General features: G+C 70.5%; 16 protein-coding genes and 1 pseudogene. 14 read left to right on the forward strand and 3 right to left on the reverse strand.

Features of this window, described 5'->3' with window-relative positions; all coding sequences use genetic code 11:
* Window positions 1-90: 90 nt before the first annotated feature.
* The 3 genes from WMF34_RS05245 to WMF34_RS05255 all read left to right on the forward strand — a co-directional run bounded on the left by WMF34_RS05245 (window position 91) and on the right by WMF34_RS05255 (window position 4,769).
* A complete protein-coding gene (locus WMF34_RS05245; RefSeq protein WP_437992603.1) occupies window positions 91-1,026 on the forward strand; it encodes a LysR family transcriptional regulator in 936 nt (311 codons plus the stop codon).
* Window positions 1,027-1,641: 615 nt separating this feature from the next.
* A complete protein-coding gene (locus tag WMF34_RS05250; RefSeq protein WP_012233627.1) occupies window positions 1,642-3,360 on the forward strand; it encodes a DUF1592 domain-containing protein in 1,719 nt (572 codons plus the stop codon).
* A gap of 59 nt (window positions 3,361-3,419) precedes the next feature.
* Window positions 3,420-4,769, forward strand: coding sequence for a DUF1552 domain-containing protein (locus WMF34_RS05255; protein ID WP_437994613.1), 1,350 nt, complete (start codon window positions 3,420-3,422; stop codon window positions 4,767-4,769).
* Window positions 4,770-4,896: 127 nt separating this feature from the next.
* Here WMF34_RS05255 and WMF34_RS05260 read toward each other — a convergent pair whose 3' ends face one another.
* The gene (locus WMF34_RS05260) at window positions 4,897-8,160 is read right to left on the reverse strand and encodes a hypothetical protein (protein WP_437992604.1); all 3,264 of its coding nucleotides are present in this window, start codon (window positions 8,158-8,160) and stop codon (window positions 4,897-4,899) included.
* Between WMF34_RS05260 and WMF34_RS05265 the strand changes: the two genes are divergently transcribed.
* Window positions 8,129-8,407: a hypothetical protein gene (locus WMF34_RS05265; RefSeq protein ID WP_437992605.1), complete on the forward strand. Its 279-nt coding sequence runs from the start codon at window positions 8,129-8,131 to the stop codon at window positions 8,405-8,407. The two genes, WMF34_RS05260 and WMF34_RS05265, sit on opposite strands and share 32 nt — an antisense overlap.
* 179 nt (window positions 8,408-8,586) lie before the next feature.
* Here the strand turns inward: WMF34_RS05265 and WMF34_RS05270 are convergent, their stop codons facing one another.
* Window positions 8,587-11,031: an alpha-glucuronidase family glycosyl hydrolase gene (locus WMF34_RS05270; RefSeq protein ID WP_437992606.1), complete on the reverse strand. Its 2,445-nt coding sequence runs from the start codon at window positions 11,029-11,031 to the stop codon at window positions 8,587-8,589.
* 368 nt (window positions 11,032-11,399) lie between these two features.
* Between WMF34_RS05270 and WMF34_RS05275 the strand changes: the two genes are divergently transcribed.
* The 4 genes and pseudogenes from WMF34_RS05275 to WMF34_RS05290 all read left to right on the forward strand — a co-directional run bounded on the left by WMF34_RS05275 (window position 11,400) and on the right by WMF34_RS05290 (window position 17,619).
* On the forward strand, window positions 11,400-12,491 hold the full coding sequence (locus WMF34_RS05275; RefSeq protein ID WP_049876169.1) for a class I SAM-dependent methyltransferase: 1,092 nt from the start codon (window positions 11,400-11,402) through the stop codon (window positions 12,489-12,491).
* Between the two features lie 538 nt (window positions 12,492-13,029).
* Window positions 13,030-13,254, forward strand: a pseudogene (locus WMF34_RS05280) (cellulose binding domain-containing protein); the annotation flags it as partial.
* Window positions 13,255-13,641: 387 nt separating this feature from the next.
* A complete protein-coding gene (locus WMF34_RS05285) occupies window positions 13,642-14,700 on the forward strand; it encodes a glucuronyl esterase domain-containing protein (protein WP_231865111.1) in 1,059 nt (352 codons plus the stop codon).
* A 261-nt stretch (window positions 14,701-14,961) separates the two neighbouring features.
* On the forward strand, window positions 14,962-17,619 hold the full coding sequence (locus WMF34_RS05290; RefSeq protein WP_437992607.1) for a hypothetical protein: 2,658 nt from the start codon (window positions 14,962-14,964) through the stop codon (window positions 17,617-17,619).
* A 34-nt stretch (window positions 17,620-17,653) separates the two neighbouring features.
* On the opposite strand, the gene WMF34_RS05295 is transcribed toward WMF34_RS05290, so the two are convergent.
* Window positions 17,654-17,971 (reverse strand): hypothetical protein, encoded by a 318-nt coding sequence (locus WMF34_RS05295; protein WP_012233634.1) that lies wholly within the window; start codon window positions 17,969-17,971, stop codon window positions 17,654-17,656.
* Window positions 17,972-18,504: 533 nt separating this feature from the next.
* Between WMF34_RS05295 and WMF34_RS05300 the strand changes: the two genes are divergently transcribed.
* The 6 genes from WMF34_RS05300 to WMF34_RS05325 all read left to right on the forward strand — a co-directional run bounded on the left by WMF34_RS05300 (window position 18,505) and on the right by WMF34_RS05325 (window position 26,599).
* The gene (locus WMF34_RS05300; protein WP_437992608.1) at window positions 18,505-20,757 is read left to right on the forward strand and encodes a heparinase II/III domain-containing protein; all 2,253 of its coding nucleotides are present in this window, start codon (window positions 18,505-18,507) and stop codon (window positions 20,755-20,757) included.
* Window positions 20,758-20,782: 25 nt separating this feature from the next.
* Complete coding sequence (locus tag WMF34_RS05305) at window positions 20,783-21,982, forward strand: glycoside hydrolase family 88/105 protein (RefSeq protein ID WP_437992609.1); 1,200 nt, start codon at window positions 20,783-20,785, stop codon at window positions 21,980-21,982.
* Window positions 21,983-22,219: 237 nt separating this feature from the next.
* On the forward strand, window positions 22,220-23,014 hold the full coding sequence (locus tag WMF34_RS05310) for an ABC transporter ATP-binding protein (RefSeq protein ID WP_437992610.1): 795 nt from the start codon (window positions 22,220-22,222) through the stop codon (window positions 23,012-23,014).
* Complete coding sequence (locus WMF34_RS05315) at window positions 23,011-24,132, forward strand: efflux RND transporter periplasmic adaptor subunit (RefSeq protein ID WP_012233638.1); 1,122 nt, start codon at window positions 23,011-23,013, stop codon at window positions 24,130-24,132. The genes WMF34_RS05310 and WMF34_RS05315 overlap by 4 nt, the downstream gene beginning before the upstream one ends.
* A complete protein-coding gene (locus WMF34_RS05320; protein ID WP_437992611.1) occupies window positions 24,129-25,355 on the forward strand; it encodes an ABC transporter permease in 1,227 nt (408 codons plus the stop codon). Before WMF34_RS05315 ends, WMF34_RS05320 begins: the two co-directional genes overlap by 4 nt.
* Entirely contained in the window at window positions 25,298-26,599 is a 1,302-nt protein-coding gene (locus WMF34_RS05325) for an ABC transporter permease (RefSeq protein WP_437992612.1), read from the forward strand. Before WMF34_RS05320 ends, WMF34_RS05325 begins: the two co-directional genes overlap by 58 nt.
* Window positions 26,600-26,616: the final 17 nt, after the last annotated feature.

Consider the following 26,616-nt stretch of genomic DNA (forward strand, 5'->3'; position numbering starts at 1 on the left):
CGCCCACAACCTAGGACCGCCCCTCGAACCAAGAAAGTGGTATGTTTCTATCAACACCATAACTACAGGTTCTGATCCCGCGGGCCCGCCATGACCTACGATCAGCTCGTCGCCTTCCTCGCCGTCGCGGGCGAGGGCACGTTCAGCGCCGCGTCCGCGCGGCTGCACAAGTCCCAGCCGGCCGTGAGCAAGCTGGTGCGCAACCTCGAGCGCGAGCTGGGGATCGAGCTGTTCGATCGCCGGGAGTACCGCGCCACGCTCACCGACGCAGGCCGCCTGTTCCACGAGCGCGCCGCGGCGGTCATCGAGGGCACCGAGGCGCTGCGCAGCTTCGGCATGCGCCTCTCGGGGAAGGTGGAGCCGATCGTGCGGCTCGCCGTCGACGCGGTGACGCCGCTCGGCCCCATCATGGACATCTTCCGGGGGCTCCAGGCGCGTCATCCCCTGGTGCGCATCGAGCTCGGCACCGAGCGGCTGGCGGGCACCGCCGACGCGCTGCGCGAGGACCGCGCCGATCTCGCCGTTGCCACGAAGCTCGGGATCGACGGCTCAGCGGTGGAGGCGGCGCGCTTCTGCGATGTGCGGGTGATCCCGGTGGCGCGCTTCGATCACCCCCTGGCGACCTGCGGCGCGCCGATCCCGCCCGCGCTGCTGCGGGCGCACGCGCAGATCATCCTGCGCGACAGCGCGAGGGCGAGCGCCTCGCCGTCCCTGAACGTGCTGGAGGGCGGCCTGCGCTGGACGGTCACCGACGTCGCGGCGAAGAAGGAGGTCATCCTCGCGGGCATGGGCTGGGGCGGGCTGCCCGAGCACGTGGCCGCCGGCGCGCTGGCGGCGGGCGAGCTCGTGGCGCTGCAGGTCCCCGAGTTCGAGGCCGACACCATGGAGCTGTTCGTGATCCGCCGCCGCGACCGCCCGCACGGCGTCGTGGCGCAGGCCCTCTGGGAGGCGCTCGGGCGCTGCGGCCACGGCGCCGGGGCGCCCGCGGCGGCCGGGAAGGCCCCGCGCCGCCGGAGGACGGGTTGAGGGCCGCGCCGGCCGGACCTCCGGCGGCGGAGCGCGCTCGCCAGGCGGGTCGACGCCATGCCCGCGAGCGCCGGCCGACCGGCGCGCTGCTGCCGGGTCACGCCTCATACCAACCATGCATTGGACGGTATGAGGCGTCCAGGGTTTATTCCTCCGCGCGGTGGTTCAGCGGCTCACACGCACGCGCACGCGCGAGCCGCTCGCCCGAGGAGGATTCATGTCGATTCATTCCGAGCATTCCGAGCAGATGAACAACGATGTGATGTGGCGACGCGCATCGCGGATCTGAAGCCCAATCCATCTCCGTGACCGTGGCTTCGCGAAACTACCCATCCGGTGTGAACGCTCATCTCGAGAAAAATTGCAGCCGACAAGAAGCGCCGTGTTCGTGTGATTTTCGCTGCAGAACGGAACGTGTGCGCGCCGGGAGCCAACACGTCCTGAAGAATCAAATCATGTCGCCGTTACTGGAATCACGGCGTCGCCGGGACGGTCCCGACGGCTCCTGTGCGGTCGAAGGGGAGGGGTCCGCTCTCAATTTTCTGGCGATTGAAGAGCGCTTGTTGTCTAATCGCGGGACTTCAGCGCTCCCAGCGCTGGTGAGGAGCGACAACGATGTCCAGACCCTCGCGTCACCAGCCTGCGCGCCGTCGCGGAGGCGCTCGGTGGGCCGCGCCGATCGCGCTGGTCCTCGCCGGCGGCTGTACGGGATCCGTGGGTGAGCCGGGCGCGGATTCCGGCTCCAGCTCCGGCTCCGGCAAACCTGGTACCGACGATCCCATCGGTGTTTGCCAGGACGACACGGTGTACCCCGGGCGAGCGCCGCTCCGGCGGCTGACGCGCTTCGAATACAACAACACGGTTCGCGACCTCCTGGGGGACACGACGGAGCCCGCCTTCTCGCTGCCGAGCGAGGATATCGGGAACGGCTTCGGCAACGACGCGGACACGCTGTCTGTCTCGAGCCTGCTCGCCGAGCAGCTGGGCACCATCGCGGAGGGCATCGCCAAGCGCGCGACCGCGACGCCGGAGGCGCTCGCGAGGCTCGCGCCCTGCGCGGGCGACGTGACGGCGGCGGGGGAGGAGGCGTGCGCGCGCACGATCGTCGAGGACCTCGCGGCGCGCGCCTATCGCCGGCCGCTCCAGGCCGGCGAGGCGGACGAGCTCCTCGCGCTGTACAGCGCCGGGCGAGAGGACGCGACGTTCGCCGCCGGCATCGCGACGGTGATCGAGGCGGTGCTCCAGTCGCCCGATTTCCTCTACCGCGTCGAGTGGGGCGCGCCCGATCCCGCGCGCCCGGCGCTCCGCCGGCCGACGGGCGACGAGATGGCGACGCGGCTCTCGTACCTGTTCTGGGGCACGATGCCCGACGAGCAGCTGCGCTCGGCCGCGCGGGCGGGGGAGCTCGCGACGAAGGAAGGCGTGCGCTCGCACGCCGAGCGCATGCTCGACGACCCACGGGCCCGGCCCGTCGTGCGGTTCTTCTTCGACAGCCTGCTCCCCATCAGCAGCCTCGCGGATCTCGAGCGGGACGCGGAGGCCTTCCCGACCTTCTCTCGCACGATCGGCTCGCTGATGCGTGAGGAGACGCAGCGGTTCCTCGAGCAGGAGATCTTCGAGGAGGCCGGCACCTGGCCGTCCATCTTGACCGCCCCGTACACGTACATGAACGGCCCGCTCGCGGCGTTCTACGGCGTCTCCGGCGTGACGGGCGATGCGTTCCAGCGCGTGGAGCTCGATACGACCCAGCGCCTCGGGCTCCTCACCCAGGCGGGGGTGATGGCCGGGACGACGCACTCGAACATGACGAACCCCGTGGTCCGCGGCTCCTTCGTGGTCCAGAAGCTGATGTGCCACGTGATCCCGCTCCCCACGGGCGACATCCTGGAGAAGGTGAAGCCGCCGGACCCGTACACCGGCAAGACGGCGCGGGAGCGCTTCAGTCAGCACAGCGAGGATAAGGTCTGCGCGACGTGCCACCAGTTCATGGATCCGGTCGGCTTCTCGTTCGAGAACTACGACGCGGTCGGGCTGTTCCGCACGACCGAGAACGACGTCGCGATCGACGCGAGCGGCTCGGTGCCGGGCACGGAGGGGACCGTGAGCGGGCCGATCGAGCTGGTGCGCAAGCTCGCCGAGACGGAGGACGTGCAGAGCTGCTTCGCGACGCACTGGATCGAATACGCCTACGGACTCACGCTGCGCGCCGAGGACAAGTGCACACGAGAGGCCGTCACGGCCGCCTTCAAGACGTCCGGATACAACGTGAAGCAGCTCCTCATCGAGCTCACGCAGACGGACGCCTTCCACACCATGGCTCCCCGGGAGGAGTGACGGCCATGTCGACGTTTCGCTCGACGTTTCGCTCGACGTTTCGCTTGAACCGGCGTGCCTTGCTGCGAGGTGCTGGCGGCATCGCCATCGCGCTCCCGTGGCTGGAGATCATGGGCACCGAGCCCACGGCGCGCGCGCAGGCCGCCCCCGCGAAGCGCTTCCTCGCCGTCTACACGCCCGGCGGGACCGTGAGGGACCGGTGGCGGCCGACGGGCTCCGAGACGAGCTTCACGCTGAGCCCCATCCTGGCGCCGCTCGCGCCGGTGCAGAGCCGGCTGCTCGTCGTCGACGGCCTCGACATGAAGAGCGGGATCGGCGAGCAGCACCAGGCCGGGATCATCGCCTGGCTCACGGGCACGCCGCAGGACGGCGCCGCGGGCCGCGCCTACGGGAGCGGACCGTCCATCGATCAGGTGATCGCCGCCCGGATCTCCGGGGGGCAAAAGGCGAAGGCGAGCCTCGAGATCGCAGTGCGCTGGGCGACGGGAAAATCGCACGGCCTGCTGTCTCCGATGAACATCGCGAATTTCGAGAACGACGCGCCGTACAGCCCGATCCCGCCGCGCATCGATCCGGTGGAGATCTTCACCGATCTCTTCGGCACGCTGAACCCCGGCGCCGGCAACGACGCCGCCCGTCGCCTCGCGCGAAAGCAATCGATCCTCGACTTCCTCGACCGGCGCTACTCTGCCCTGTCCTCGCGGCTCGGCGCTGCTGACAAGCAGAAGATCGATCAGCACCTGACGAAGCTCCGCGAGATCGAGGAGAGCCTCAGCAAGGTGCCGACCGCGACGGGCGCCTGCCAGGCGCCGGCGATGGTCGACACGTCCGACTACAACCCGCGCACGGGGCGCAACTCCGCCGACAACGGCTCGATCAAGGACACGTCGACCGACGCGGCGATCCCCAAGGTCGGCAAGCTGATGACGGACATGCTGGTGATGGCGCTCGCCTGCGACATCACCGCGGTCGGCACGCTTCAATGGAGCGACACCGAGGCGAAGCACACCTTCCCTTGGCTGAACCTGAGCGAGCACCACCATTACTACCAGCACGACGGCGGCTTCAGGGAGGACGAGTGCGAGCTCATCTGCAACTGGTATTCGAAGCAGCACCTCTATCTCCTGCAGGAGATGGAGAAGGTCGACATGGGCGGACACTCGCTGCTCGACGAGAGCGTCGTCTTCTTCGGCTCCGAGATCGCGGATCCGCCGAGTCACAATAAGACGAACATGCCGTTCCTCCTGGCCGGCGGCGGCGGAGGTCTGCGCACCGGGCGCTGGCTCCGGTACAAGAACCTCCCGCACAACAACCTGCTCGTCTCGATCTTGAACCTGTTCGGCGACACCCGGACCACGTTCGGCACCCCGGAGCACTGCACCGGGCCGCTCACGAACCTGACGTCATAGCGCCAGAGCGACAAATGGACTGAAACCGCCTGAATAGGGCAGGGTTTCGAGCCGCCAAGCGCGCCAAGATGCCAATTTTTCGTTTCTTGGCGTCCTTGGCGTGCTTGGCGGTTCATCTCTCGGTGGATCAGGCTGAGCGGCACGCTTCAGCGTCCTGCGCACTCCTGGTGCTGCAGCGTCGTGCAATGAGGGCGAGACCAAGCAGGGCGACGGTGAGCCCGATGTACGCGGACCTGCTGCCAGCGCCGTGAGCGCTGCATTGTGCGTCGTCGCTCGTGTCGTCGGTCCCATCAATTCTGCTGCTGCCGGCGGCCACGCTGGAGGTGCCGCCGCCCCCGCCATTCCCTGCTCGGCCACCCGCGGCCGGCTCCGCACCGCCATTTCCGCCCGCGTCCGGCTCCGCGCCGCCGCTGCCGCTGCCGCCCGCGGCCGGCTCCACGCCGTCGTTTCCGCCCGCGCCCGGCTCCGCACCGCCATTTCCGCCCGCCCCGGGCTCCACGCTGCCGCCTCCGCCCGTGCCAAGCCCGGCGCCGCCGCTTCCGCCCGCGCCGCCGCCTGTGCCGGGCCCGGGTGAAGGCCCCCAGCCGAGCAGCCGCGAGACGACGCGCCGCGTGCGCGCAGCAGGGCCGAGCTTGTCATAGCTCAGCAGGAACCGGCCATCCTCGCCGCGGGCCAGCATCGGCGCATTGCACGCGTCATCCACGAGCAACGCCTCCATGCCCGGCGTTCCATCGGGGGCCACGGCGCGGATCCGGAGCCGGTGCGTCTCCGTCTCTTCCCACACCACCTGGTAGCTCGCGCCGTCCCAGGCCACGGCCGCCGTATGACCAGCGCTCGTCGGCGAGATCAGGAATGCTTCGCCCCGCCAGCCGCCCGTGCCGTAGATTCGACCGCGCACCGGCCCATCACCGCCCTCTGGCCAGCCATCGGCGGACTCCGTCCAGACAACGAGCGTGTCCGTGCCGTCCGTCGCCCCGGCGATGGCGGCCGATGCGCTCGATAGCAGGAAGCCCTCCCCGACGTCTCCCGTGCGGCTCACGGGGACGAGATGCAGGCCCGCCTTCGCGTAGGCCACCAGGTAGTCCTGCCCGGCGCGGAGCGGCGTCGCGTGCGACTCCGCCACGACCGAGGGCACGATGGGGAACACCGGGCCAGCGCTCCCCGAAGCGTCGAGCAGGCGGCCCGACGCGGTGAACACGAAGGGCTCCTCCGCGGTCCTCTCCACGAAGGTCACCAGATAACCGTCGCCGTTGCTCGCGACCGACGGCGTCGCCGACAGGTGGAGCGACGAGACGGCGACGCTCTCCCCGAGCGCGCCGTCGCCCGACACCCGCCGCACGTGATCCCCGCCGGCGCCGAGCGCGCTCCAGGTGAGCACCGACGCGCCGCCGCCGTTCGAGGCCAGATCGATCGCGAAGGCGCTGCTCGCGAGCTCGATCCCGACCGGATCGACGACCTCGCCGGCCGCGCTCACGCGCACCGCGCGCGCGGCCATGTGCTCCCGGTCCGGGTCCGGCTCGTCGGTCCAGGCGACGAGGTAGCTCTCGCCGGTCCAGGCGACGCGCGGGGCGCCCTGCCTGTTCGGCAGGGGGCTGAGCCCGAGCCGGCCCGCGGCCAGCGCGAGATCCGGGCCGATCAGGCTGCCCTCGATGCCGTGGCCGTGGAACGCGAGCAGGAAGCGCGAGCCGTTCCACGCGAGCGCGCTCCGATCCGAATCCAAGACGGAGCGAGGCGACCCGTCCGCGAGCCTCACGTCGTCGGTCCCCTGCACGACGCCCTCGGCCGAGACGCGGGCCCCGTACATCGCGCGACCGTCCCGCTCGTCGGCCCAGGCCACGAGATAGCTGCTGCCGTCGAACGCCGCGGCGGGGGCTCCCGTGCCCGGGCTCGGCCGCGAGATCGGGAAGTCCCTTGCCGCGATCGTGCCGTCCGCGCGCAGCACCGCGCCCCGGATCGTGCTCGTGGGATCGTCCCGTACCCACGTGACCAGGAAGCTCGTCCCGCCGGACGCGAGCGCGACGAGCCGCGCGTTGCCCGGGTCCTCCGAGAGCTGAACGCCAAAGGCATCGAGCGCCGTCCCATCGCTGGCCACCCGCGCCGCACGGATGGCCCGCGCGCCGCCGCCGGCGACGTCCTCGTCCCAGGCCACGACGGAGACGTCCGCCCCGGCGCCGACCGCCGGCCGCGACGCGCGGCCGCTCGTGGAAAGGGCGCGCTCGGCGCCGGGAACGGCGCTGCCGCTCGGGTCGACGAGCGTCGCGCGGACGTCGTCGGCCCCATCGTCGGCGAGGCTGAGCCAGGCGGTCACGAAGCGCTCCCCGTTCCACTCGACCGAGGGATACACGCCCTCGGCCGACGTCGAGATCGGGAAGCTCGCCGGCCCTTCGAGCGTGCCGTCGGGTCGCATCACGCGGCCGCGGATGGTGATCCGGGCGTCGTCGCCGTACTGGCTCCAGGTGACGAGGTAGCGGCCTCCGCCGTACGCCACGCTGGGCAGGTACTGGCCGGCGGACTCCTCGCCCAGATCCAGCCAGTCGAGATCGAGCGCGTCCCCGCGCGCGCCGACGCGGACCGCGCGGATGCGCGACAGATCCTCGAAGACGACGACGTAGCTCGTCCCGTCGGTCGCGATCTCCGGATCGAACCCGGCGTCTTGCTGGACGGGCACGGGCGGCTCCGTCCCGATCTCCGGGCCCACCTCCGGATCGAGCAGCGCCGGATAGCCGCTCTCCTCGACGACCGAGGCGGGCACGCGCAGCTCGATGTGGCCGTCCGCCCAGCGGGCGGGCACCGGAACGCGGCGGCCCGACGCGTCGATCCACGTGCCGTGGCCGTACACGAACCGCTGCCCCGGCGGGGCGCCGAGGACGAGGCCGCGGGCGTCGCTCGCGACCGAGGGCGCGGCGTCCGTTGCGCCGAGCCGGGCGCTCACGCGCACGACGAGATCGCCGCGCCCCCCGGGCCGCTCGGGGAACCGGAACGCCTGCTCGGCGTTCATCTCGTGGTTCTTCCACAGCTCGCTGCAGGTCTCGAACGCGCGCTCCGCGCCGCCGTCCGCCGCCATGCGCACGCGCCCCTCGCCGTTCACGCACTCGTGGCCGGCGCGGGCGATCGATCGCGTCGCCAGCGTGAGCGCGCTCCCTGGCTGGAGCTCGCCGGGCGCGCCCTCGAGGAGAGGCCCGCGGAGCGCGCGGCGGCGCGCCGTCAGCTCGGCGGCGGTGCGCGCCTCGGCGAGCGCCTGGAGCTGCCTCGCTCGCCCCCTGCGCGCCGCCCTCGCCGAGGGCTTCGCGCGGATCCGCGCCGCGCCGCCCTCGAGGTCGATCCGGTGGGCGGCGCCCTCCGAAAAGAGCCCTTGTCGCGTGGATCGAAAGCTCGCCCGCGCCCTGCTCACGATCCGCCCGAGCTCGACCGGCGCGGCGCCGCTCGGCCGGAGCGCGCGCTCCGCGGAGCGCCCGGCAGGACCAGTCCCCGCCGCCTGCGGTCCAGGCGCGCTGCACGCCGAGGCGCACCCCGCCATCAACAGCAACCATGCCCGACTCGAAGCCAGCGTCACGACGCACCTCCTGACGGCCCTGGCGGCCGACGCGCACCCCGCCGTCCTCCGATGGATGAGCCAGCGGGACGGTAACAGCGTGTGAGCGTTCACGTCGATCGCGGACCACGACGAGGTCATGCGACGACTCGGGTGTTGTGACCTGGCCAGATCGCCGAGTCGGCGAGATCCCGAGGATGCTGTGCGCTTGACGGGGGCAGGGTCGTGAAGATCGCCGGCAGGCGGCGGGCCAGACCGAGCTGGCCCGCCGCTCTCACTGCGCTCTCACTGGAGGATGGCCGGGGACGGATTCCCCGTATAGACCTGCGAGCAGCGGGGCTTCTTTGGGTCGGACGGGCAGCGGAGCCCCTGGTAGAAGCTCAGCGTGTTCGCCAGGGGGGCGTAGCCGCTCGGGACCTGGAGCTTCGACACCGAGCCGAAGTAGGCGAGGCACGCGTCGCGCCACCAGCGCGCCTCGTAGTGCTGGATCTCCAGGAAGTCGCTCACGTCACTGAAGCGCTTGCCATCGATACGGCCCTCGACGGACTTCCATGTCTCTCGCATGACCCCCACCTCATCGACGCCCTGGCTGTAACGATGGACGAGCTCCTCCCAGACCGTCCTGCCCGACTTCAGCTTGTCTTGCCAGCCGACGCGGTGGAAGAAGAGCACGAGATCGTCCGGCACCGTGTCCCGGCTCCCGAACGTCTGTCCCACCTGCGCGGCGTACTGGGCAACAGCGTTGCTGCCCGACGAGGTGCGGTTGAAGCCGATGCTGTTCGCGTCCGCCTTGTGATAGTAGACCGGGTTCCACTCGACGCGGCTCAGGCTGTTCAGCCACGGCCCCGGCCCGTAGTGATGGTCGTTGCCCATGATGTGGACGAGGCCGAGGGGCGTCATGTAGTCGACAAGCGCCTCGCGTGACTGCATCATGATCTGAACGACCGGCTCGACGACGACGGGGTCGTTCGAGAACGTCTGCCGGACCCACTCCTCCGCGATGGCCTCCGAGGAGAGGTCCGGGTTCCACGCCAGGCGCCCGTACACGTACCAGTTCGCCTGGTTCATCTGCGATCCCGTCCAGTTCGTGTCGTCACCCACGTTGGCGACGCCCGAGATCGCGGTGGTCGCATACTTGTGGAGGGTGCCGTCGATGACCCGCGCCACGGTCGAGCCCTCGCCGCCCGCGTAGGTGTCCGCCTTGAGGACCTCCTCGAAGAGCGGGCCGAGGTAGGCGAGGTGCGTGTCCTCGCCGAGGTACTCCTTCGTGATCTGGAGCTCGAGGGCGAGGGGCGTCTTCGGCATGGCCCCGAACAGCGGATGGAACGGCTCCCGGGGCTGGAAATCGAGCGGGCCGTTCTTGGCCTGCACGAGGACGTTGCTCTTGAACTTGCCGTCCAGAGGCTTGAACTCCTCGTAGGCCTGCTTGATGCGATCCGGGGGGCTCGTGTCGGAGTAGACGAAGGCGCGCCATATCACGATGCCGTCATGCGGCGCGAGGGCGTCGGCGAGCATGTTGGCGCCGTCGGCGTGGGTCCGCCCGTAGTCCTGCGGCCCTGGCTGCCCCTCGGAGTTCGCCTTCACAAGGAAACCACCGAAGTCGGGGATCTGCTGGTAGATCTCGTTGACCTTGTTCGTCCACCATTGCTTGACGCTGGCGTTGGTCGGATCGGCCGTGCTCAGGTTGCCGATCTCGACCGGCGCGCTGAATCGCGCCGTGAGGTAGACCTTGATGCCATAAGGGCGGAAGACGTCGGCGAGCGCCTTGACCTTCGTGAGGTACGACGGCGTGAGGACCTGCGCGTTGGCGTTCACGTTGGTCAGCACGGTCCCGTTGATGCCGATGGAGGCGTTGGCCCTCGCGTAGTCCTTGTAACGGGGAGAGAGCGTGCCGGGCAGCGCGCTCCAGTCCCAGATGGAGCGGCCCGCGTAGCCGCGCTCCACGCTGCGATCGAGGTTGTCCCAGTGGTTCAGGATGCGATGGCCGATCTTGGGAGAGCCGGTGAGCGACAGCTTGTCGAGGGCGCTGTGGCTCTGGACGTGCCGGAGGAGCGCGAAGGTGCCATAGAGCACGCCCACCTCGGTGTTGCCGGCCACGGCGATCACCGGCTGGCCTCCGACGTCGGCGGCCTCGACGAGGTAGCCCTCGGGGCCCAGGGCGCCGAGGCGCGCTGCGAGCGGCAGGCCCTTGATGACGTCCGCGGCGGCCGTCCCGATCACCACGGCGCCCGGCCCGTCGACGGCCGCGCCGGTCGCGACGGTTCCGCCCGTCAAGCCGCTCAGCCCTTTGACGAGCTCGGCCTCGGCGATGTCGAGGCTCGCGCCGGTCCCCGACTTGACCACGCGCTTGAAGGCCGCCTGATACTCCGCGAGGCGCCCCGGAATCGGCACCTTCGGGTACCTGAGCCAGAGGTCTGCGCCCGTCTCGTCCGGCAGGGCGCCCGGCGCGGGGTACTCCTCGTCGGAGCCCGACATCCCGCCCGTGCTCCCGGTCGATGTTCCCGTGTCCCCGCCGCCCTGGCCGACCGAGGCGCCGCCGCCTGTACCGCTGTTCGCACCGCTGCTCGCGCCGCCGCCCGTGCCGGTGGCCCCGCTGGGGCTCCCCGCTGCGCTGGAGCCGCCGCTGCCGGTCACCTCGTTCGGCTCATCGGTGCCGCTCGAGGAGCAAGCGCCCGCGAGCGCCGCGCTCAAGAGCCCGGCGACGAGGAGCGGTACCCTCAGGATCTTCATCGGATGAGGCCGTCTGGTGGGCGGCCGATCCGCGCGAGGTGACATCTTGTTTTCCGAAGGAGGCGCCATCTGAATCAGCCTTTCCATGGAGGGGGCTTGGGAAAGAGGGTGAACAAACCGATTCGCCGATCTCGAGGGTGAATCTCGACGCCCGTCAAGGCCTAAACGCGCCGTGCAAGACTGCAACGCACCGCGGCTCCGTCATGCCTTGCTCACCTCGTCAGAGGTCGCTTCTCGTGCCGTCGTGCGCGAAGTGTCCAGCGCTCCTGCATTTCTGGCGGGGTCCGAGCAAAAAACGTCAGGAATGCGGACTGAAGCTGCCAATCGACCGCGATCGAGGCGTCTTCCACTGGGAATGGTGAGCCGCCGTGGTTCCGCCCGAACTTCGGCTCGATCTCCGGCAACCGGGTGACGTCCTTGCCAGCGGCCCGGCCCGGCGCCACATCGTGGATCGGCGCCGGGCCGCGCGGCGGCCGTGGTATGCCATCGCGGTGTCCAGCGCCGCTGATCCCTCGGCTCCTCCGCCGCCGCCGCCCGCCTTCGAGGCCAGCGACTACAGCTGGCTCGTCGGCTTCGAGGGCGACTGGCGCGACACCTGGTGGAACCGTGATTTCGTCGAGCTCATCGCCCGCCGGCTCCGGCTCGGCGAGGTGCGCGCTGCGGTCGATGTCGGCTGCGGCGTCGGGCACTGGGGCCGCACCCTCCTGCCCGTGCTCCACGGCGACGCCACCCTGGTGGGCGTCGATCGTGAACCCTCCTTCGTCGCGCGCGCCGCCGCCGAGGCCGAGGCGTGCGGGGTGGCGGCGCGCACGTCGTACGTGGAGGGCCTCGCCGAGGCCCTCCCGCTGCCCGACGCGAGCGTCGATCTCGCCACGTGCCAGACGGTCCTGATGCACGTCGCCGACCCGCTGCGGGTGCTGCGCGAGATGCGCCGAGTCCTGCGCCCCGGCGGCCTCCTGCTGGCGGTCGAGCCGAACAACTTCGCCGAAAAGGCCACCGCCCTGGTCACCGCGCCCGGCCTGTCGCGCGCCGACTGGCTCTCGCTGCTCGAGCTCGAGGCAACCTGCCAGGACGGCAAGCGCGCGCTGGGACAGGGGGACAGCTCCGTGGGCGAGCGGCTGCCAGGGCTATTCCGCGAGGCAGGGCTCGGCGATCTGCACGTGTGCCAGTCGGACAAGTGCGCCGCGCTGATCCCGCCGTACGAGACGCCCGCGGAGCGCGAGGAGCTGCGCCAGGTGCTGGCGTGGATCGACGGCGGCATCTGGCTCGGAACGGGCGGCACCCGCGACCGGGTCCACGCCTTGTATCTGGCCGGCGGCGGCGATCCGGCGCAGTTCGAGCGGCTGTGGGCGATCGCCATGCAGGAGGCGCGCGCGTGGAAGCAGGCCGCGCTCGCGCGCACGCTCGACGGGGCGCGCGGGGTGACGTTCTACCTGGTGTCGGGGCGCAAGCCGGCGTGACGCCCGGCCTCGGACCGGCGTAACTCGACGATGGCGACGATGGCGACGATGGCGACGACGGCGCGCGCCCAGGCAGCCTGAGCGACAGCGGCACGATCCGGAGGACCGACTCGGGGAGATGGCTGCCAGGAGCGCTGGCTCCTTGGAGCTGCGTTTCCGATTGGCTCTTGCTTTCTCATGGTGCCCCGCCCCACCGTGGGTATCCGCATGTGAGTGGCTGTCCGACGAACACCGTGGTTGCAGGCATGAGGTCGGCAAGGTTTGCGAGGCGTTCATGATCAGGCGCACGCTGGCCGGGAATATTGACCTCTACCAATTGAACGAGGGTTCGCGGGCGTCTCGCTGGTGCACGTATCCACCTTGAGCAGAAGCCCGCGACTCGGCCGTTCTTATCATGGAGAATCTTATGCGTATCACTCGCTTGCTTGGCTGCGTTTCCGCTTCGTTCGCGTTCGGTCTGCTTGCGTGCGCCGTGGAGCCCATCGAGGAAGAGGACCTCGACACGCTGGACGGCGCCCTCGACAGCGCTGACGGCTCGATGTCGGCGGATATCGCGATTCAGTCGGACTGGGGGAACGGCTACTGCGCGAACGTGAGGGTGACGAACAAGTCCCGCTCCCCGGCCACCACCGGGTGGAACGTGGGCGTCCGGCTCAACGGCTCGACGCTGGCCAATGCGTGGAACGTGACCTCCGTGTCCTCGAACGGGCAGTTCACCGCCACGAACGTGACCCACAACGCAGCGATCAAGGAGAAAGGTTGGGTGGAGTGGGGGTTCTGCGCAAACGGCAGCGGGCGGCCCGCGGTCGCGTCGGTCGCCGGCAGCGGAGGCACGATCGTCGGCACGGGCGCGTCCTCCTCGTCGAGCAGCAGCGCGAGCTCGTCGTCGAGCAGTAGCTCGTCGTCGACCAGCAGCTCGTCGTCGAGCAGCAGCTCGGGTGCGGGCGGCTCGGGCGGGGCCGGCGGCTCGGGTGGTGCGGGCGGCTCCGGTGCGGGCGGCTCCGGCGGGTCGGGCGGCTCCGGTGGCTCCGGCGGGTCGGGCGGGAGCACGGGCGCGGTCGAAGACAGCGGCGCGAGCTGCCCCAAGCCGACGTTGCCCGCCGCCTCGTCTCTCCCGGTGTTCGACACGCATCACGATCCGTTCCTGAGCTTGAGCGGTTCACGCATCACGAAGAAGTCGGAGTGGGCGTGCCGGCGCGCGGAGATCAAGTCGCAGGTCGAGACGTATGAGTCCGGATCGAAGCCCGTTGTGTCCAAGGACAACGTCACGGGGCAGTTCTCGGCGAACAGGCTGACGGTCAGCGTCAACGACGCAGGGAAGAGCGCCTCCTTCTCCATCAACATCAGCCGGCCTTCCGGCGCGCCTGCTGGTCCGATCCCGCTCGTCATCGGCATCGGTGGCAACAACCTCGACACCAGCGTGTTCACGCAGAACGGCGTCGCGATGGCGACCTTCGACAACAACGCGATGGGCGCGCAGAACGGCGGCGGCTCGCGCGGGACGGGCACGTTCTACAACCTCTACGGCAGCAACCACTCGGCCAGCTCGATGATCGCGTGGGCCTGGGGCGTGAGCCGGATCATCGACGCGCTGGAGAAGACCCCGGGCGCCAACATCGACCCGAAGCGCATCGCCGTGACGGGTTGCTCGCGCAACGGCAAGGGCGCGCTCACGGTGGGCGCGTTCGACGAGCGCATCGTGCTGACGATCCCCCAGGAGTCGGGCGCCGGCGGCTCGGCGAGCTGGCGCGTCTCGCAGGCGGGCGCCAACGCCGGGGAGAACGTGCAGACCCTGTCCAGCGCGGCCAGCGAGCAGCCGTGGTTCCGCGCGAACTTCGGCTCGACCTTCGGCAACCGGGTGACGTCCTTGCCCTTCGACCATCACATGGTCATGGGGCTCGTCGCGCCGCGCGCGCTGCTCGTCATCGACAACAGGATCGACTGGCTCGGCATCAACAGCACCTTCACGGCGGGGTCCATCGCCCAGCAGATCTGGAAGGGGCTCGGGGTGCCGGACAAGATGGGTTACTGGCAGACCGCCGCCCATGCCCACTGCGCGTTCCCGTCCTCGCAGAGGGCGGCCCTCGATGCGTACGTGAAGAAGTTCCTCGTCGGCGGCGGCACCGCGGACACCAACCTGCTCAAGGGCGACGGGGCGACGGCCGATCTGAACAGGTGGATGAAGTGGACGGCGCCGACCCTCCAGTAACCGCTCGGGGCGACGGGGCACCTCGCAAGGGGCGCCCCGACCGGCGTCCGTACACGCACTTCAATTTTCTTGCGGCGCGCTGGATGCGTGGACGCGCTGGACGGACGATTTTGGTCCAATCCCTCCCGTCCTTGTGATCCAATCGGAGAACCCGCCGCGGGCGGCGCAGCCTGCGCCGTCCCCCTGCGCCCGACCGCGCCTGCCCATGGCCGAGATGCGTCTCGGGGCCGTTACCAGAACGCCATGAAGAAGGTGTCTCAGATGCGAACGCACGGTAAGAACAGAACAGCGCTGCATTGGGTGCTCGTGATGGGAGGCGCGCTGCTCGGCGTGCTCGAGAGCGGCTCGACCGCGATGGCGCAAGCCGAGGGCTACTTCACGAGCTGGCAGGCGTTCGAGCCGACCAACCCCGAGATTGTCCAGAACGGGGGAGACATCGCCGCGGTGGGGTGGGCAGAGCGGGGCGACTACGACGACGTGATCATCAGCAACACCCTGGCCGGGGTCCCCACGGGGCTCGAGACCAGGGGGTGGGGCCTGGCGACGCTGGACCCTGCGCTCGACTGGATCAGCAGCAACGGCTATGCGCTCGATTACCTGTTGATGGACATCGAGGGGGACACCCAGACGCAATACGATCTGCTCCTGGACAACGTCGACCGCGTTCGAACCGACCCAGACGCGGATATCTCAGGGGCGTACGTGGGCAACTATGGCTACTACCCTGGGATGAGCGTCGATACGTCCGGCGCGTGGCCCTGGAATGTCGGTGAGCAGTTCAAGATCGATCGAGAGAATATCTACTATACGTCAGGCATCAACGTCGCGATGCCGGTGGCGTACAACTCGAGCCAATCGGCGTTGCACATCGCCTCCTCGATCAATGGCGTGCCTTATGTCGGCGGAACGGCGCCCACCCAGATCTCCGCGATCTTCTGGCAGGGGATCGAGACGGTGAGCGTGGCGGCGCGCCACCTCCCTGCTGGTGATTTGTTGATCCCCTATATCGCGGACTTCGTCAACAAGCCCAACTATGGTGTGCCTCAGTCGCAGGTCCTCCTGCCGACGGACAACATCGCGCAGGTCCAGCACTACCGGCTCCGCGGGGCGAATGGGTTCAGGACGTGGGAGGTCAACGTCAACCAGACGGGGGCGACCACCTACTACTATCAGACGTATGGCAACGTCGTCACGGCGACGCTCGCGTTCACTGCCGACATGGCTGACGCATGGCAGGCGCTGGACGGCGTGTTCGCGCGGGACGGCGAGCTGCGCACCCTCAACCTGGCGACCAACAAGAACGCCGGCATCGAGTGGTCCGGTGTCCAGAGAGGGGGCCGCGTCGATGTGCTGGTGAGCAACATGAACACCACGACGCAGCACGCCGACTGGTCTCATGTGGCGGCGTTGCCCTCCCAGTCCCCGGACGTCGCTTACCACGACCACGTGCGCCTTCAGTATGAGGCCTGCACCATGGATCGCGAGGACTACGAGCAGCACGTCTTCGGCAACGCGATGAACAACCAAGGCGCGAACAGCTGGTCGGGGGCGAACCCGGACAAGTTCGCGATCGGCTCGCCGCCGGGGAGCGGGAATGACTCCGAGCAGAGCATCGTCTCCACGGGCGGCTACAACGGCAAGGTAGCCTGGTCCGCGTTCGATGGTCCGAGCTTCAACAGCACGGACAAGGTCGTCTACTCGGGTTTCCTCTACAATGCCATCTCAGGCGTCGCGTTCGAGCCGATCAACGTGGCCGGCGGGAGCCCGACGGGCTACGCAGTCCCTGCCTACCAGGGGCCGACCGTCTCCATGGCCTGGGGGGCGCTCCGCCTTCGTTCCGGCTATGACGGCGGAGATGTCTATCAAGCCGTCAACATCCCCGCCACGATGGGCAAATGGCTGGAGGTGAAGATGGTCGTCAACCCCACCGTGGGCACCGGCCTTGGCTCGCTGTACGTCCGCAATGTGACGGACGGGCAGAAGGACTTCACGCGCGTCGTCTTCGACAACATCAACACGACCGGCGTGACCGAGCGGGTGCTGGTTGTGCCGCTCCTCATGGGCGTGAACAAGAACCCCTCCAATTTCAACGGGTTCATCGTGGCGGCCTACGGCGACGGCAACGCGGTGGATGACCTCTCGATGGGGTACTACGTGCCGCAGATGAATGACAATTTCGACCATTATCAGTCTGGCGTCGCCATGGACGGCCAGGTCGTTCCGCAGCTCGTGTGGAAGGGTCCGGCCTCCGGCGGGCCGGGGCAGCTCACGGCTTCTGCGCCGTACGGCACCGGTAATCCCTCCGCGCTCGCGGTTCGTCCGACGGGATCGAGCGCGGCCAGCGCCTGGTGGGAGACCGAGCTGACCGACCACGACGCGAGCGACCTGACGGTCTACTCCGGCCAGCTGTACGGCACCACAGGGGTCTACTTCGCTCCTGTCAACACGGTCGCCAGCGCGAGCAACGGCCTCACCCCGAACAACTACGTCGGGTTCCTTGTCCAGTTCGAGCAGGGGGAGCTGCGCCTCCGGGGGTCGCGGGACAGCGGTGAGCTGTACAAGGCGACCAACTTCGCGCCGGCGTCGGGCAAGTGGTACGACATTCAGGTGCAGGTCGACCCGAGCCGCGACATCGACGGCGTCGCGGGCGGTGACTTCGGGGCTGCGCGTGTCTGGGTGAAGAACCTGACGGACAACACCGCTCCGGTCCTCGTCGATTTCGACAAGATCTCCACGACCGGCGTCGTGGAGTCCTTGCTGGAGGTGCCGCTGTTCCTGAACGCGACGACCAGGAACCCGTCCAAGTGGAACGGCTGGGAGATCGGCGGTATCAACTCGAGCGTTCAGGTGGATAACCTGCGCTCGGCGTTGTACCCGTATCTCGATTTCGTTGGCCGAAATCAGTATATCGCCGATTGAGGACCCGTCAGGGCGGCTCGGAGCGGCGTGGGCGCTAGGCGCTCGCGCGGGCCCCTCCCTGGCCCGGGCGCCCTCCGCTCAGCCGCTGTCCGAGGAGGTGCTTCGCGCGCTCCGCGAGCCGCAGCTCCTCCTGCCGGACCTCGCTGAAGAAGGCGGCGAGCTCTTGATCACCCTGCTTCTTCGCATCCTGGATGTACTGTGAATGGGTCTCCGCGCCCTTGAGCGTATGGTAGAGCACGCTGACCAGGTTGTAGTCCTTGTCCGGGACCACGCTGCTCTCGCTGCGGCCCTCCTGTAGACCAGCGCCCTGCTGCCCCTGCGCGCCCGCTCCCTGCTTCTGCTCGGTCGCCATATCAACCTCCTCGACTCCCCCCACCGGGGCCGGGCAATGCAAGCGGGAGACCGCGCGGCGGGGAGCCCCTGTGTCGAGGGGTCCGCGCGAGCGGCGCGGTCGCTCCACCCCGCTCGTCGCGTCCTGCAAGAGCAGGCAGACGCCCGCGCAGGATCGCACCACCCTGCGCGATCGCGCCTCCTCACGCGGAGAAGGCCGCGAGCGCGCTCGACGCAGCGCGCGCCAGGCCATCGCAACACGCACGGCTCAGCTCGCACGCCACGCTCCCCGGGGCGCCTGCCGGGCTGATCCTGGCGGGCTCACAGAAGACTCCTCCTCTCCCGCATTCCCCTCGCGACCGCGTGTCACCCGCGTTGTTCTCTCCGCTCTGGTCGGATCTTCCGGCGTGTCGGCGGCTGCCGAGACTGCCCATCGTGGACATGTGGTGATCGGCCCCACGGCAGCGAGAACTCGAGCGGCTCCAGGCCGGGGCGAGCTGATACGCTGCGCCTCACGCACCAGCTCGTCCCTCTGAGCCCTCGCCCCATCCTTCCATGAAATCACGATCTCGCGGCTTTCCTCTCCCTCTTCACACCCTCGCTCCGGCGCTCGCGTGCGCCGCGCTCGCGGCCGCGGGATGCGGCACGGACGCCGCCGGGCCGAGCCAGCCGCGGGATACCGGCGTTCATCCGCGGCTCCTCGCGCGCCCGGAGCACCGCGACCTCCTGCGCTCGCGCGTCGATCGCGAGCCCTACGCCTCGATCCTCGCCACCCTGAAGCGCCGCGCCGACCGCGCCTACGAGGAGGAGCCCGACCCCGCTTCATGGGACCACAAGACGAACGGCAACAACGCCTCGACCGCGCAGGCGAATGCCCTCCTCGCCTGGGCCTTCGAGGACCGGGCGGCGGCCGACAAGGCGCGCGAGTTCTTGCGCCGCCTGGAGACCGACTGGGACACGAACACGGTCCTCGACATGAACATCCGGATGGCGAAGATCCTCATGGGGTACACGAACACGTGGGACCTCCTGAGCGCCACGCCGTGGTTCCCCGACGAGGAGTCCGCCCAGGCCGAGAGCAAGATCACCGACATCACCGGTCAGTTCTTCGCCAAGTACCTCGAGCAGGATTTCTATCGAGATCTCCTGCTGCGCCCCGCGCAGAACAACCACCCGATCCGGACCGCCGACGCGGTCGGTTATGTGGCGCTCGCGTTCCCCGAGCACCCGGCGGCCGCGACCTGGTGGAACTGGTCGATCTCGGAGCTCGATTACCTCTGGGGCCCGGACGGCCAGTACGTGCAGCCCGACGGCGGGGCGTCCGAGGGCCCGTATTACTCCGGCTTCGCCTGGGGCCCCACGGCGGCGTTCTTCATCGCCCTCGACAACGCGCTCGAGGGCGAGGTGGCCTTCACCCGCGACTGCCGTACCCGCTCCGACGAGGACCCGTGGGCCGGACATGGCTGTGTCGACGGCGAGCAGGGCGCGCTGGAGGTGCCGCTGCGCGGCGGGCTCTTCACGAAGGCCGTCGACTGGTCGCTCTCGCTGCGCCTCCCCTGGGGCAGCCGGCCTCCGGTCGACGACGGCGTCTTCACCCCGTTCAACGGGAGCCCGCTGCTCACCTCCTTCGGCGGGAGCGGGGAGTACCTGTGGGACTGGGAGCAGAACCGCGATCCCCAGGCCATGGAGTTCGGCGCCGACCTCATCGCCCATCACCTGCTCTACGTCGACGACGCCGTGGCCCCCGAGGCGCCGCGCTTCCTCACGCGCTTCTTCCCCGACACCGGCCACGCGGTGTTCCGCTCGGACTGGGGCGACGACGCGCGCTGGCTCCTGCTCCTCGCGGAGCACGGCTCGGCGCGGAAGGCGATCCACGACCACGTGGACGGCACGTCGTTCTCCCTCGCGGCCTACGGAGAGTACCTGTTGATCGACGCCGGCTACTACAAGCCCGATTCGCTCGACAACGCCAAGACCAGCCAGTCGCCGTCGCACAACGTGATCCTGATCGACGGCCGATCCGCCCCCGACAAGGGCCTATTCAACGATTTCGGCGATGCGGACGCTTTCCTCCGGAACACCCACGACGGCGACGCCGTCGATTACGCGGAGGCGCACCAGGACTACCAGGACACGCACGTCGAGCGATCCGTCGCCTTCATCGACGGCCGCTACTTCGTGGTCGGCGACCGCCTCTCGACGTCGCACCCGGCGGCCCGCGCGCACGCGTGGCGGCTGCACGGCTACGCGGGGCTCACGTCCGGCGGCACCTTCGAGCTCCTCCCCGACGGCGGCCGCTGGGAGCGGGCGCGGGCGGGCGTCGAGGCGCGCGTGCAGTCGACGTCGCCGGGGCTCGCCGTCGTGGAGCCGCCGTACACTCCGCTCACCGTGCCGCACGTCCACGAGTTCGAGGAGGACCGCGAGGCCGCCGACCACGCCGTCATCGACGCAGCCGTGCAGGCCGAGGCGCCGGGGTTCCTGGCGGTGCTCCTGCCCTACAAGGTCGGCGTGGACGCGGGCCCCGACGCGCCGCTCCAGGCGGCGCCGATCGCGGCGGAGCCCGGCGTCGTCGCGTGGCAGATCGAGAGCGAAGGAGGGACCGACGTCGCTGTGCTGCGGAGCAAGGGAGCCCCGGAGGCGCTGGCGCTGCCTGGGGGGCAGGTCCTCGAGACCGACGCGGAGCTCGTCGTGCTGAGGATCGAGGGCGAGCGGCCGTTCGCGCTGATGGCGCGGGGGACCAGGGTGCTCGTCGACGGGAGCCCCCGCGTCACCGCGCCCGACACCACCAGCCTCGCCGTGGAGGAGTGAGATGCCGCCGAGAGCGCGCCTTCCCATGCCGCGCACGTCGCGCCTCCGCGCGCTGCTCGTCGCTGCCGCCGCGTGTGCCGCCGCAGCCGGCGGGTGCGCGGGGGACCCGGGCGCCGGGCAGCCGGCCAGCTCCGGCGTAGCGTGCACGCCGACGTCACCGTCGGCGGAGGACGCGTTCGCGCGCGAGCGCGCACCCGACTCGGAGAGCATCACGCTGGCGCGCGCCATCGCGGACCGCTGGATCGCCGAGCACCCGGCGGAGTCGCTCTCGTGGGACTGGGGCGAGGGCACGGTCATGCTCTCGCTGGTCGAGCTGTACCGCGTCACGCAGCACTCCCCCTACCGGGACTACTACCGGCGCTATATCGACCGCCACCTCGAGTACGGCTACGAGATCACGACCAGCGACCGCTGCCCGCCGGCCATGGCCGCGCTCGCGCTCCACGAGGAAACGTGCGCGGCTCCCTATGCGAAGGTCGTCGATGACGTGCTCCGCTACCTCTACGAGGAGGCCCGCCGGACGGAGCAGGGCGGCATCAACCACCTCGGCGTGTCGCCGCTGTTCGAGCCCACCCTCTGGGTCGACTCGCTGTTCATGTTCGGCAACGTGCTCGTCCGCGCCGGCGAGCGCTCGGGCGAGGCGCGCCCGCTCGACGAATTCTCGAATCAATTCCAGATCTTCGCGTCGCTCCTCCAGGACGAGCCCGGGCTCTTCCGGCACGCGTACGACTGGGCGGCGCCGCAGGATCCGGGCGTGTACTGGGCGCGCGGCAACGCCTGGGTCACCGCGGCCGGCTACGAGTACCTCCGCGTGCGCGCGGCGCGCGGCGAGCGTGACGGCGCCGTGGCCGGGGCGCTCGAGCGGCAGGTCGCGGCGGTCCTGGGCGCGCAGGACCAGGACAGCGGCCTGTGGTGGACGATCATGAACCGCCCGGGCGAGATCTACCTGGAGACGAGCGCGACGGCCCTCTTCGCCGTCGGGCTCGCGCGCGGGTTGCGCCACGGCTTCCTCGACGCCTCGGTGCGCCCCGCGATCGACCGCGCCATGGCAGGCGTGCGCTCGCGCATCGAGGAGGACGCCGCTGGGCGGCCGGTGGTGACCGGAATCTCCGGGCCCACGACGGTGGGAAAGCTCGAGGATTACGCGGCGGTCGAGCTCCGCGACGACCTCTCGTACGGCGTCGGGGCCGTGATCCTGGCGCTCGTCGAAACGTCCGGGCTGTAGCGCTGCCAGCGCCACGCTCGCCGTGGCCTCGGCGCGCGACCGCCGCGCTCCTGCGCCGCGGTTGCCTTGCTGCTGCGCTTCGCCTACGCCTCAGCGCGTCCGCCGGCCTTCGCTGCGCGATGGCCCGAGCGACGAGAGCGGCGCACCCTGGTGCGTCACGCGCGGGTCAGGCGAACCGGGCTCGCGCGGGTCGCGGCCGTCCCGCGGACGGCGCGCAGGCCACCGCCGAGGACCCTCATGTCTGCACTCGTGAAGCTCGACGCGATCACCAAGGTCTACTGGATGGGCGAGGTGGAGGTGCAGGCGCTCCGCGGCGTCTCGCTGGAGCTCTCGCGGGGCGAGATGGTCGCCATCATGGGCGCCTCGGGGTCGGGCAAATCGACGACCCTGAACGTGATCGGCACGCTCGACCGCCCCACCGGCGGCCGTTACCTCCTCGACGACGAGCCGGTCGAGGAGCTCGACGAGGTCGAGCTGGCGCAGCTCCGCAACCGCAAGATCGGGTTCGTCTTCCAGTCGTTCAACCTCCTTCCGCGCGACACCGCCCTCGCGAACGTCGAGCTGCCCATGGTCTACGCCGGCGTCCGGCCGGCCGACCGGCGGGCGCGGGCCGCGCGGGCGCTCGCGCGCGTCGGCCTCGAGGACCGGGCGCACCACCTGCCGAACCAGCTGTCCGGCGGCCAGCAGCAGCGCGTGGCGATCGCCCGCGCGATCGTCAACGAGCCGCCGCTCCTCCTCGCGGACGAGCCGACCGGCGCGCTCGACTCCGCCACCACCGGGCAGGTCATGGAGCTCTTCTGCGCGCTGCACGCGCAGGGGATGACGGTCGTCGTCGTGACCCACGACCGCTCGATCGCCGACTACGCCACGCGCGTCGTCACCTTCAGGGACGGCGCCATCGTCGAGGACACCGGCCCTCGCGGCCGGCGCGTGGACGTCCCGCCGCCGGTTCCTGGACCGTCGTCGTCGCCTCCTGAACCGTCGTCGTCGCCTCCTGGACCGTCGTCGTCGCCTCCTGGAGGCCTCTCGTGAGCGCCCGGCGTCGGCGGCGCCTCTGGCCGTGGCTCGTCGGGGCGCTGGCGCTCGCCGGGGGCGGCGCCGTCGTCCTCGCGAAGGCCGGCGGCGGCCCCGCGCCCATCGATCCCGCGCTCGTCGTGACCGCGAAGCGCGGCGACCTCGCCGTCGAGATCCTCGAGACCGGGCGCATCGAGGCCCGCGAGCAGGTCGAGCTCAAGTCCAAGGTCGCGGGCCAGGTCGCCGAGGTGCTCGCGGACGAGGGCGCCCGGGTCCAGAAGGGCCAGCTGCTGCTCGTGCTCGACCCGACCGACTACGAGCGCGAGGTCGCCCGCGCCGAGGCCGAGCTCGCCCGGGCCAGGGCCGCCGCGGGCTTCGCCAAGCGCGTGGTCGCGCAGCGGACCGCCGGCGTCGAGGCCAGCGTCGTCCCCGCGCAGGAGCTCGACACGGCCAAGCACGACCTCACCGAGAAGACCGTCGCCATCCGGCTCGCCGAGGTCGCGCTCAGCGCCGCTAGGGATCAGCTCCGGTACACGAAGATCGCCTCGCCCCTCGACGGCACCGTCATCCAGCGCAACATCGAGCCCGGCGAGGTCGTCACGCCGGGGGTGCAGTCGACCTTCAACGGCAAGGCGCTGCTCACCGTGGCCGATCTCTCGACGCTCGTGGTGAAGGTCGACCTCAACCAGATCGACGTGGCCAAGGTCGCGCTCGGCCAGACGGCGACCCTGACGCTCGACGCCCTGCCCGGCAAGACGTACGCCGCCAGGGTCACCAAGATCGCGCCCGCCTCGGTGAAGCTCGAGGGCCGCGAGGTCGACGTCTTCCCGGTCGAGGCCGAGCTCACCCAGATCGACGGCCTCATCAAGCCCGGCATGACCGCCGACGTGCGCATCCGGCTCGACAGCAGGCCGGGCGTGGTCTCCCTGCCCATCGAGGCCGTCGCCGACGAGGGCGGCAAGCAGCTCGTCACGCGCGTCGTCGACGGCCCCGACGGCAAGCAGACGACCGAGAAGGTCGAGGTCGCGCTCGGCGCGCGCAACGATCGCGACGTCGAGATCGTGAACGGCGTCCCGGAGGGGGCCCGCGTGCTCATCAACCCGCCCTCGGCGGCCGCGAACGAGACGAAGATGTGAGGTGGTCCGCCTACCTCGCGATCGCCGCGAAGGCCCTCTCGGCGCACAAGCTGCGGTCGCTCCTGACCGTCCTCAGCATCACCCTGGGCGCCTTCGCCATCGTGCTCATGACCTCGCTCGCGGAGGGCGGCCTGCTCACGCTGGGCCACGGCATCGAGCAGCTCGGCGGGGCGCGGCTCATCCTCGTCGCCCCGAAGGCGCCAGAGCGCGCCGAGCGGAAGAAGACGATGTACGTCACTGGCTTCACCCGCCGGGATCGCGATCGGCTCGCGCGCGGCGTCCCCCACGTCGCCGAGCACACCATGTACGCCATGCTCGGCTCGCGCGACGTCACCTCCGACGAGGGCAAGGAGGATCGCACCGACTTCATCGCGGCCGACAGCGGCTTCCTCGCCGCCTTCCGGATGCCCATCGCGCGCGGCCGGACGTTCTCCGACGAGGAGGACCGCCGCCGGGCCCGGGTCTGCGTCGCCGGCCCGAAGCTCGCGGCGCGGCTCTGGCGCGGCGACCCGATCGGCCGGTGGGTGACGGTCGGGGCCCTGCGCTGCCGGGTCATCGGCGTGCTGGCCGACGCCGATCGGATGGGCGTCAACTTCGGCTTCAGCTGGGTCGACCTGCTCGTCGCCCCCCTCGACACGGCGGCGGACGTCGAGAAGGCGGTGAGCACCTCGGCGCTGCTCGTCATCAAGACCGATGACGTCCGCAACAACGACCCGGTGAAGCGCATCGTCAACGCGCTCCTCGTCGACCGCCACCACGGCGTCGACGACTTCACCCTCCTCGATTTCAGCAGCATCATGCAGAAATTCGAGGCCATGTTCGCCACGATGAAGGCGATCGTCGGCCTCATCGCGGGCGTCGCGCTGCTCATCGGCGGCGTGGGCGTGATGAACATGATGCTCGTGAGCGTGTCCGAGCGCGTGCGCGAGATCGGCATCCGCAAGGCGCTCGGGGCGTCGCCGCGCGACATCAGCGCGCAGTTCCTGGCCGAGGCGGCGCTGCTCTCGGGCTTCGGCGGCCTGCTCGGGGTCGCCGGCGGCGCCGCCGCGGCCGAGCTCGCCTCGGCGGTCATCCGCCGCTTCACGCCGAGCTGGATCGGCGCGGTCTCCATGCCGGCCGTCGTCGCGGCGCTGCTCGTCTCCTCCGGCGTGGGCGTGATCTTCGGGTGGCTGCCGGCCCAGCGCGCGGGGCGGCTCGATCCCGTGGCGGCGATGCGGCGATGAGGCTCGACGATCTCCTCCACTCGACGCGCGCCGTGGTCGCCGACCGGACCCGCGCCGCGCTCACGCTGCTCGGCATCATCATCGGCACCGGCTCGATCGTGCTGCTCGCCTCGCTGCTCGCGGGCGGCGAGGAGGCGCTCCTCCGGGCGAGCCAGCAGGCCGTGGAGGCCGACCTCATCCAGGTCCACCCCGCGGAGGTGAGCGTCGGCGACAGGCGCCGCACCCGGCGCGATCTCTCGCGGGACGACGCCCGCGCGCTCGCCGCCTCGCGCGCCCTCGGCGGCGCCTCGGCCCTGAGCGAGTCGGTGCGCCCGGCCGAGGCCCGCGCCGGCGGCAAGAAGAAGCGGATCTCCCTCGTCAGCGCCGTGCCGGCGGCGCCGGCCCTCTACGACCTGGAGCTCGCGGCGGGCCGCTTCCTCGTCGAGGCGGATCTCGCGGCGCGGCGGCGCGTGTGCGTCGTCGGCCACGAGGTCTGGGCCGAGCTCTTCGGCGGCCCTCCGGCGCGGGCCGCGCAGGCCGAGCCCCTCCACATGACGGCCGACGGCCACGTGTGGACGGTCGTCGGCGTGCTCCAGGACCGGCCGATCCTCGGCTCCACGGACGACACGAACATCTGGAACCGCAAGGTCCTCGTCCCGGAGACCACCTACGACGCGCTCTACGCGCCGTCGCACAGGACCGACCGCCTGTACGTCCGGCAGGATCCGCTCGTCACCGTCCGGACCCCGCTCGCCGCGCTCCGCGGCGTCATCGACGCGACGCTCCAGCGCCGCCATCACGGGGTCAAGAACTTCAGGATCGAGGACGAGGACAGCCACGGCCAGGAGCGGCTCGTCCTCGACATCATCAAGATGCTGCTGCTCAGCACCGGCGTCGTCGCGCTGATCGTGGGCGGCATCAACATCATGAACATCATGCTGGTGACGGTGACCGAGCGGACGCGCGAGATCGGCATCCGCCGCGCGGTCGGGGCATCGCCGCGCGCGATCCTGCTGCAGTTCCTGTGCGAGGCGGCGGCCGTCTCGCTGCTCGGCGGCGTGCTCGGCGTGCTCTCGGGGCTCGCCCTCTCCTGGCTCGCCAGCGCGCTGCTCGCGCGGATGGTCGGCCGCTGGGCGTTCCAGGTCGAGCCCTGGTCGCTCTTCCTCGGCCTCGGCCTCTCGGTCACGATCGGCGTGGTCTTCGGCTTCTACCCGGCCTGGCGCGCCTCGCGGCTCGACCCGATCGAGGCGCTCCGCTCGGAGTAGCGCCGGCCGGCGGCGCG

It is taken from the genome of Sorangium sp. So ce145 (assembly GCF_051525985.1).
In the GTDB taxonomy this organism is placed as follows: Bacteria; Myxococcota_A; Polyangia; order Polyangiales; family Polyangiaceae; genus Sorangium; species Sorangium cellulosum_B.